Raw genomic sequence first — 9,191 nt, 5'->3', positions numbered from 1 at the left:
CTGAACCAGGGCCTCCCTCCCACCAAAGCTCCTTCCAACTGTTGTAATTGCATGTCTTTTTTTATGAGCGTTTTGCACGGTGTCTGGGGTCGGGGTTGATCCGGCTTTCCGGGACCGTCAAAAACATGGATGTTTTTGTCGAGCGTACAGGGACGTATTCACCGCGTGTCCCGGAAAGCCGGATCAATCCCGACCCTCCACCATCAGTCTGACTTGGCCCAAGAAGCCGGCCGTTTCTGCATAAACGCAAGAGTCCCCTCAGAGCCTTCGTCACTGCGAATCGCCTCGGCAAACTTCCCGGCAGCACTGTCCAGAAGCCCACTCATCGATTCGTGACCAACGCGGTGCAACAACGCCTTGGTCTGGGCCGTCGCATTCGGCGCGCACTGCTGTACCCGGTCAACCGCATGGCCGAGCAACTCATCAATCTCAACTTCAGACTCCGCCACCTGATGAACAATCCCCAGCCGGCAGGCTTCGTCCGCGTCTACCCGCAGTCCCAGCAACGCCAACCGCCGCGCCTGTGTCAGTCCGATGCGCTCCACCACAAACGGCGCAATCTGCGCGGGAATCACCCCGAGGGTCGTCTCCGGCATACCAAACCTGGCTGTCGGCCCGGCAATCGCCACATCCGATACACAGGCCAGCCCAAAACCGCCGCCCATCACCGCGCCCTCGGTGACTGCAATCACCACCTTCGACGACTCGTTCACCTGTTGAATCATCTGACCGAACGCCCGGTTCAACCGGTAGAAAGGATCTTCCTCACCCTCGGCAGGCTTCTGCCCCCGGGCACCGGCCATGTCCTTGATGTCCCCGCCGGCGCAAAAGTGGCCACCGGCTCCGCGAATCACCACGGCACGAATGCTGGCGTCGTTCTCAACCTGACTGAACACCGTCGACAGTTCCGCCACCATCTGCAGGCTCATGGCGTTCCGAACGTCTGGCCGGTTGATGGTGACGTGAAGGGCAGGCCCCTGTTTTTCCAAAACTAGCGTTTCGCAGTGAGGTAAATTTTCCATAGACATGACTCCAATACCGTTGTCTGGGGGCTGGTTGGCAGGAAGGTAGGGCCGTTTCGGGACCGTCAAAAACATGGATGTTTTTGTCGAGCGTACATGGACGTATTCACAGCGTGTCTCGAAACGGCCCTACCTTCCTGCCTGCCAGTCCTTCCCCCAATGCCAAAACCTAATAATCAGTCCCGTTGTTTACCAGGCAAAGTCCCCATCATCTTGCAGATAATCCCCAACATGATTTCGTCAGCACCGCCGCCAATCGACACCAGCCGCACATCCCGGAACGCACGGGACAGCGGGTTCTCCCACATGTAACCATTGCCCCCCCAGTACTGCAGGCAACTGTCCGTCACCTCACGCCCAAGCCGCCCGGCCTTCAGCTTGGCCATTGACGCCAGCTTGGTCACATCCTTGCCTTCCACATGCAGCTCACAGGCTTGATAGGTGAGGGCACGCAGGGCTTCCACTTCGGTTTGCAGCTCTGCCAGGCGGAAGTGAATCACTTGGTTGTTGATCAACGGCTGCCCGAACGTTTTGCGCTCGCGGCAGTATTCAATGGTCTTGTTGATGCAGAGTTCCAGTGCCTTGATGACATTGGCCGCGCCCCACATCCGTTCCTCCTGGAACTGCAACATCTGCATCATGAACCCAGTGCCTTCCGCACCGATGCGATAACGCTGCGGTACTCGCACATCGTCAAAGAAAATCTGCGCGGTCTCGGAAGAGCGCATGCCCAGCTTGTTCAAATGCGGGCTGAAGGAAATGCCCGGCGTGTTCATAGGCACAACGATGAGCGATTTGTTCTTGTGGGGCTTGTCGTCGGAGGTGTTGGCCAGCAGGCAGATAAAGTCGGCTTTGGGGCTGTTGGTGATCCACATCTTGGAGCCGTTGATGACGTAGTCATCGCCGTCCTGCTTTGCGGTGGTTTTCATTCCCGCCACGTCAGAACCGGCGGCGACTTCGCTGACGCCGATACAGCCCACCATGTCACCGGCAATGGCCGGGGCAAGGAAGGTCCGTTTGAGTTCGTCAGAGCCAAAGCGTGAAATGGCAGGGGTGCACATATCTGTCTGCACACCTATTGCCAGCGGCACACCGCCGCAATGGGCAGTGCCGAGTTCTTCAGCGGCCACCAGGTTGTAGCTGTAATCCAGCCCCATGCCGCCATACTCTTCCGGCTTCTGGATGCCCAGCAAGCCCAGGTTGCCGAGCTTCTTGAAGATATCGTGAATCGGGAACTCGCCGGCTTCTTCCCATTCGTCGCAGTGGGGATTGATTTCCTTCTCCACGAAATCGCGGACGGTTTTTCTGAGGGCTTCGTGTTCGGCTGTGAATTTCACGTTTTTGTTCTCCTGATGTTAGTTCGTGCCTAAGTGGTAGTGGTGCACGTTCTCTAGCTTGGGTGGCGGCTGTGTAGGCGGGCCTTCAGAAACACGCTCCTTCGGCACATCCATGTGACGCTCGGGCTCCGCCATCCATGGCTCCGCACGGTTTCTGAAGGCCCGCCCACACAGCCGCTTTGTCTATAAATTCGTTGCTTCCTGCAGGGCGGTTTTTGGGAGGCCTGCCGCTCCGGGGTCAACCACCATCACTAAGCTCTCCTAGAGGCGGGCAACGCCAAAAGAATTAGGCCGCAACTGCCGAACCTCAGCCTCCCGACAAACCGAAAGCACCAATGCCAGAACCCGCCGGGTATCCCGCGGATCTATGAGCCCGTCGTCCCACAACCGAGCTGTACCGAACAGGGCCGTAGAGCCGTCTTCCAGTTTCTTGGCCGTGGCCTGCTCCAGGAAATCCAGCGTTTTCGGGTCCGGCTCCAGGCCGCCCCGGCGCTGTTTGTCCTCGGCCACAATGCGCATCACCTTGCCTGCCTGCGCAGGGCCCATGACCGCCGTGCGGCTGTTGGGCCAGGCGAAGATGAAACGTGGGTCCAGGCCGCGGCCACACATCGCGTAGTTACCTGCACCATAGGAACCGCCGATCACAATTGCGACCTTCGGCACCCGGCAATTCGCCACCGCCTGGATCATCTTTGATCCATGTTTGATGATGCCGTTCTGTTCCGAATGGGTGCCCACCATGAAACCCGTGGTGTTGTGCAGGAACAGCAGCGGTGTGCCGGCCTGATCGCAGAGCTGGATAAACTGCGCCGCTTTGGTAGCGCCGGCAGGCGTGATCGGGCCGTTGTTGCCGATAATGCCCACCGAGTGGCCTTCAATGCGGATGGTGCCGCACACGGTCTGGTCGTCGTAGCCGTTCTTGAAATCCATGAACTTCGAGCCGTCGGCTATGCGGGCGAGGATTTCACGCACGTCATAGGGCTTCTTGGCGTCACTGGGAATAACGCCCAGTAACTCTTCGGCTGGATAAAGCGGCTCTTCCCATTCCGGCTCCCGTGATGGGGGCAACTGCTCGTTCCAGGGCAGGGCGTCGAGCACATTGCGGGCGTGGCGGATGCCGTCGGCGTCGTCCTCGGCCAGATATTCCGCCGTGCCGGCCACTTCTGCGTGCATCTGTGCGCCGCCGAGCTCTTCATCGGTAGCGACTTCGCCGGTGGCCGCTTTCAGCAGGGGAGGGCCCGCCAGGAACATCTTGGCCTGTTCCCGCACCACAATCACATAGTCCGACAGCCCCGGCTGATAGGCACCGCCGGCGGTCGCATTGCCATGAACCACCGTTACCTGGGGAATGCCAGCGGCGGACATGCGTGCCTGATTGGCGAAACCGCGAGCGCCCAGCACGAAAATGTCTGTGGCGTAGTTCAGGTTGGCGCCGCCGCTTTCAGACAGTGACACCACCGGCAGCTTGTTCTCCATGGCAATTTGTTGCAGCCGCAGGGTCTTGTCCAGCCCCGCCGGCGTGATGGTGCCGCCCTTGATGGCGCTGTTGCTGGCCACCACCAGGCAGCGGACTCCGCTAACTGTGCCAATGCCGGCAATAATACCGCCACCGGACAGGCTGCCATCCTTGTCGTCGTGCATCTTGTAGCCGGCCAGGGAGCACAGCTCCAGGAATGGCGTACCACGATCCAGCAGGCGATTGATGCGATCACGGGGTAACAGCTTCCCGCGCTTGGTGAACTTTTCACGTGCCGCTTCCGCCAGATCAAGAACCTTCTGCTCCACATCGCGGAAGGTGGCAATGTGCGCCTCCATCACCTCCGCGTTTGCGCGAAAGTCATCCGACTGGGGATTTACGGTGGACTCCAGTACCTGCATCGAATTCTCCTCAGTCGTCACTCAACACTTTTGGCGTGACTGCCCGGTGGAACCCATTAAAGGGCTCATTGTTCTTCGCTTTCGGGAACGGCCAAACCCGGCCCCCCTGGGACGCGGCGCCGTCAATTCGCAGGCAATCCCCACTGATAAACGCCGCCGCCGGGCTCAACAGAAAACAAATCGCTGCACTGACCTCGGACTCCGTCCCCATTCGCTTAAGAGGCACGTTATCCCCGAGGCTACGAATCCACTGCTTCATATGTTCGGGATAGTTATCCATCCCACTGGAGGCAATCCAGCCCGGAGCCACAGCGTTCACCCGAACCCCGGAGCAACCCCACTCAACTGCAGCGGTCTGGGTAAAATTCACCATCCCTGCCCGGGCAGCGCCGGAATGCCCCATGCCAGGCATGCCGCCCCACATGTCCGCCACAATGTTCACGATGGCGCCGCCGGTTTTTGACAACAGCTGATTGTAGGCTTCACGGGCAATGAGAAAGCCCCCAGTAAGATTCGTGCGAACCACCGTCTCCCAACCTTTCTGGTTGATGTTTGCCAGCGGCGACGGAAACTGACCCCCGGCGTTATTCACGACGCCGTTCAGCCCGCCATGTTCCTCAATGATGGCCGTGACGGTCGCCTTTACAGACTCTTCCTCACGGATGTCGCACACATGAGCGGAAGCGATACCACCGTCCTCAGTAATCTCGGCTTTCACCGCCTCAACCTTCTCGGCCTTTCGCCCAACCAGAGCGACCCTCGCCCCAAGCGCAGCAAGTTCATGAGCGGTACAACGCCCAATCCCAGAACCTCCTCCCGTAACGATGAAGACTTGATCCTTAAAAAGATCCGGATGAAAAACAGATTGATAACTCATAGCAAGAAGACCTTTTCAAATGTTCGGGCGCTCCGGTGGGAAGGTTTGTCCGGGAACGTCAAAAACATGGATGTTTTTGTCGAGCGTACAGGGACGTATTCACAGCGCGTCCCGGACAAACCTTCCCACCGGAACGCATGCACCAAAGCCAGATTAATCAAGCAGGCCAGCACGAATCGGCACAGGGAACTCAAGCAACTGTTGGGCAAACGCCTTCCCCTGCGGATCAATCCGCAAGCTGGCAACGCCCCCGCCGCCAAGACTGTGCTCCAACAGGAAATTAAAGGCCTGAAACCCCGGCAACGCCCAACGGGTCACCCGACCATGCTCAGGGTGTAGCGTATGGGCCATCCATTCCGCCACAGCCAACTCCGTCAACGCCGCCTCAATAAACGGCACAAACTCCGCCTTGCGGGCAATCACCCCGATATTGGTGTGATCCCCCTTGTCACCACTGCGCGCCCAGGCCAGTTGAATCAAAGGCACTGTGGTATCCGTGGCCGGAGCGGCCGCACTGGCAGACTGCTCAATCAGCTGGCTTGGCTCGAACCCGCCGTCAGTAGCCACGTCTACCGTCTGCTTGTCGCCACCAAGATCCACGGCAACGGACACCTCCGTTTTCGGAACCAGGCACGAATACAACCGAATCTTCGGCCACACCGTCGGCCGTCCACCCACAATGCCCGTAATCCCAGGTGCCATCCCTGTCGCCGCTTGGGCGATTTCCCGGGAAAACAGCACCAGCGCTTCCTTCTTGAGGTGGGCCGTGCTGATCTTCACCACCACCTCCCGACACTCTCCCATACGCCCCTGAGCGCCGTAGGTGGCCTCGGTGCCTAATAGTTCGATGCTGTTTTCCGTGTAGTCCGGTAAACCCCGCTCACTGAACATCCGGGAGGTTTTGGCCAAGATCGCCTCGGCGACTGTCCGGGCCTTGGCCTTCGCATCCATGCCTGCCAACAAGAAGGTTACCGTGCACTTGAAACCGTCCGGCCAGGTGCCGGACACCTTATAGCTGTCCGTGGGGGGAAGCCCCTTGGCGCCAGAAACCCGAACCTCGTCCGTTGCCACTTCCTCAAGGGAGACCCCGGTAAAATCACAGGTCACATCCGGCAGCAGGTAAGCTCTCGGGTCGCCGATTTCATAGACCAACTGTTCCGCCACCGTGCCCCGGGACACTTTGCCCCCGGTACCTTGCGGCTTGGTCATGATGAAATCCCCGGTGGCGGAGACTTCTGCAATCGGAAAGCCCATATCGGCATAACCCTCGGCTACATCTTCCCAGTCGGTAAAGTTACCGCCCGTGGATTGAGCGCCACATTCCAGTAAGTGCCCGGCCAGGCTGCCCTGGGCAAGTCGGTCGTAATCGCTCCAACGCCAGCCGAATTCATGCACCAGAGGCGCCAGGACCAGGGCGCTGTCGGCAACCCGGCCGGTGATAACAATGTCCGCACCCTGTTCCAGTGCTGCGACCAATCCCGGAGCGCCCAAGTAGGCGTTCAGGCTGACCAGCATCGGCGGCATTGGCTGTGCGGTGGTCATCTCGGTGATGCCGGCATCGGCCAGTTGCTTCTTTTTCGGCAGAAGGTCATCACCCAGCACCAGGGCGATCTTCATATCCAACCCCGCTTTTTCGCACAAAGCCTGCAGAGCATCGCGGCAGGCGACGGGATTGACGCCACCGGCGTTCGCCAATACCCGGATGCCTTTCTGTTTGATCTCACCCAGCAAGGGGCCCATCACCGTTTGTACGAAGTCGCGGGCGTAACCCTGGCTTGGGTCCTTCATCTTCTGCCCCGCCATGATGGACATGGTGATTTCCGCCAGGTAGTCCGCCACCAGGTAATCAATATTTCCCTTGTGGACCAGTTGGGCGGCAGCCGTTTCGGTGTCGCCCCAGAAGGCGGCAGAGCAGCCAATACGGACGGTTTGTGGCCTGGAGATGTCGGAATCTGGCATGTCTTCACCTTGTTGACGGAAGCCGCAAAGTGCTTTCAGAGACCCTTACCGGGTCGCTTTTAGCGGAGATTGTCTATCATGCGGTTGACGATACCAAGCAAGCGCTTGGTTTGTAAACAGGCAAATTCGGGATAGAATGGGCGCTCTTCTATTCCCTGGCTGGAAAACACTGTGAATCAAGACTCTATCCTGCGCTCACTGGTTGCCGACAACCTGGTTTCCGATCCCGCCGGAGCCCGTGGCCGGCTTCTCCACGAGGCCGCAAAGCTGTTTCGTGACAAGGGTTATGAGCGGACCACCGTCAGGGATCTGGCCGCCGCCGTTGGCATTCAGTCCGGTAGCCTGTTCCACCACTTCCGCACCAAGGAAGAAATCCTCAAGGCCGTCATGGTGGAGACCATTCGTCTCAACACGGCCCTGATGCAGGCTGCCGTGGATGCGGCCAGTACCCATCGTGACAAGTTGCAGGCGCTGATTCGCGCTGAACTGGAGTCCATCAACGGGCAGACCGGGGAGGCCATGGCAGTGCTGGTGTTCGAGTGGCGTAGCCTGTCCGAGGAATCCCAGGCTTACGTCCTTGAGCTTCGGGATATCTACGAGCAGTTGTGGTTGGATGTGCTGGAGACCTTGCGTCAGGACGGCGTGCTGGCGGCAGATCCCTTTGTGGTGCGCCGTATGCTCACGGGCGCCCTGAGTTGGACAGTGACATGGTATCGGCCTGACGGTGGCCTGACCCTGGATGATTTGACGGCGCAGGTGGTTGCAATGATGGGTTTAACGACGCCCTGAATTGGATAACCCGGCGTTAAATGCCGATGGTGGTACAAATGTCTCAATTGTAATTTTTTACATAACTTATTGTTTTAAATAAATTAAAAGATAATTTCCTCTCGTCTATGTGGGCCATTGGCCTGATCGGCATAACCAAATCGGCAATCCAGCCATTTTTGTCTGACAAGATTCAACGCATTCTTGCCCTCGTCAAAGATGAACGGGACAGTGATTGCGATCGCCCCCGACCTATAAAAACAATGCAAACAGGACGAACTATGAACTCCTCACTGGTGAATTCCTTTGGGCATGCCCTCAACGTTCGCAGCCGTCACCTGCTTCTTCTTGTGGTGACGTTTTTGGCCGGTTGCTCGGCCAACCCCATCTACACTACAACGGGTGTGGTGCTCTCCAATTACTCCGAGGGGGAAGCAACCCCTTACGTCATGCAGATGTCCGATCCGCAAATGGCCTGTGCGTTGGGTGAGGGCGTTGACCCGCTGTTGTACTCGTTTTCCCGCGTGACCGAGGCGCCTGAGAGCACCGGTTCCCTGTTGATGCTGCTGGCCGCGAACTGCTCTGAATACAAGGCATGGGAAGCGGAACTGGAATACCTGCGCGCTGATTTTGCCGGTGACGTACCCGCCGCAAAAGACGCGCGGGAGAAAGCAAAGCGGCTGAATGCCCGAACCGCCAAGCGTCGCTATGTCGCCTATCAGCGCGCCATGGCGGCCTATGACTTTGACCCGGCCGCAAAGGAATTCGAGTGTCCGTTCCTGTTCGATGACCAGGAGGAGCTGACTTTCCTGCTGGGCCTGCTGACCGGCATGCAGGCCATCGTGAACGACGCCAACTCCGGTGCCATGGCAGGGGTTCCCCGCAATATTGCGCCCCGGGCGGAGCGTGCCGCCGAATGCCTGGATAACGAAAAATGGGGCGGTTTACCGAATGCCATACGCGGCATGGTGTGGTTGCTGTTGCCGGACACCCGCCCCAGCCTGTCTCCGGATCCCTGGGAAGTGCTTGAGGATAGCTCCCGCCTGGGGGTTGAATCGGGTATACGGGCGTCCATGGCTCTTGAGGCCGTGGCTGCAGAGACGTTTGGTCGCCCGGAGGTGCTCAAGGATGTCATCGCGCGGTTCGCCGACGCGGATGGAGTGATCAAAGTATGGGCTGAGTATCGCCTGGTAGACGAGATCGCCCGAGACGTCATTCAGTTCTCGTCCGATAAGCATTGGACAGCGAACTACGGCTACCGCACGCCCCGTACCTATTTCGGAAGACTGAGCCCGGAACGGCTCGAAGAGCCTGAAACCATGGATCTGGACGGCCTGCTCTAAGCAGGCC

At 58.7% G+C, this 9,191-nt stretch carries 7 protein-coding genes; 2 read left to right on the top strand and 5 right to left on the bottom strand.

Annotated features, from left to right (window positions below; all coding sequences use genetic code 11):
• Window positions 1-203 precede the first annotated feature (203 nt).
• The 5 genes from ACTRWH_RS18440 to ACTRWH_RS18420 form a co-directional block, all read right to left on the bottom strand.
• Window positions 204-1,022, bottom strand: coding sequence for an enoyl-CoA hydratase/isomerase family protein (locus tag ACTRWH_RS18440; protein ID WP_091640934.1), 819 nt, complete (start codon window positions 1,020-1,022; stop codon window positions 204-206).
• A gap of 176 nt (window positions 1,023-1,198) precedes the next feature.
• A complete protein-coding gene (locus ACTRWH_RS18435; RefSeq protein ID WP_085679755.1) occupies window positions 1,199-2,359 on the bottom strand; it encodes an acyl-CoA dehydrogenase family protein in 1,161 nt (386 codons plus the stop codon).
• 261 nt (window positions 2,360-2,620) lie between these two features.
• Window positions 2,621-4,237, bottom strand: a complete 1,617-nt coding sequence (locus ACTRWH_RS18430) for a carboxyl transferase domain-containing protein (protein WP_462826722.1) — start codon at window positions 4,235-4,237, stop codon at window positions 2,621-2,623.
• Between the two features lie 10 nt (window positions 4,238-4,247).
• Window positions 4,248-5,114, bottom strand: coding sequence for an SDR family oxidoreductase (locus tag ACTRWH_RS18425; RefSeq protein WP_462826721.1), 867 nt, complete (start codon window positions 5,112-5,114; stop codon window positions 4,248-4,250).
• Between the two features lie 153 nt (window positions 5,115-5,267).
• Complete coding sequence (locus ACTRWH_RS18420; RefSeq protein ID WP_462826720.1) at window positions 5,268-7,073, bottom strand: acyclic terpene utilization AtuA family protein; 1,806 nt, start codon at window positions 7,071-7,073, stop codon at window positions 5,268-5,270.
• 171 nt (window positions 7,074-7,244) lie between these two features.
• Between ACTRWH_RS18420 and ACTRWH_RS18415 the strand changes: the two genes are divergently transcribed.
• Window positions 7,245-7,862, top strand: a complete 618-nt coding sequence (locus tag ACTRWH_RS18415; protein ID WP_036209652.1) for a TetR/AcrR family transcriptional regulator — start codon at window positions 7,245-7,247, stop codon at window positions 7,860-7,862.
• Window positions 7,863-8,122: 260 nt separating this feature from the next.
• Entirely contained in the window at window positions 8,123-9,184 is a 1,062-nt protein-coding gene (locus ACTRWH_RS18410) for a hypothetical protein (RefSeq protein ID WP_075196548.1), read from the top strand.
• Window positions 9,185-9,191 lie beyond the last annotated feature (7 nt).

It is taken from the genome of Marinobacter sp. G5_S1_61_S3, from assembly GCF_054968585.1.
The sequence above is the reverse complement of the archived record's forward strand: the minus strand, read 5'-3'. Positions and strand labels throughout refer to the sequence as shown.

What these genes read in the sequence shown, in the direction of transcription:
- ACTRWH_RS18440 (WP_091640934.1), bottom strand. Translation starts at nt 1,022, where the DNA reads ATGGAAAATTTACCTCACTGCGAAACGCTAGTTTTGGAAAAACAGGGG.
- ACTRWH_RS18410 (WP_075196548.1), top strand. Translation starts at nt 8,123, where the DNA reads ATGAACTCCTCACTGGTGAATTCCTTTGGGCATGCCCTCAACGTTCGC.
- ACTRWH_RS18430 (WP_462826722.1), bottom strand. Translation starts at nt 4,237, where the DNA reads ATGCAGGTACTGGAGTCCACCGTAAATCCCCAGTCGGATGACTTTCGC.
- ACTRWH_RS18425 (WP_462826721.1), bottom strand. Translation starts at nt 5,114, where the DNA reads ATGAGTTATCAATCTGTTTTTCATCCGGATCTTTTTAAGGATCAAGTC.
- ACTRWH_RS18420 (WP_462826720.1), bottom strand. Translation starts at nt 7,073, where the DNA reads ATGCCAGATTCCGACATCTCCAGGCCACAAACCGTCCGTATTGGCTGC.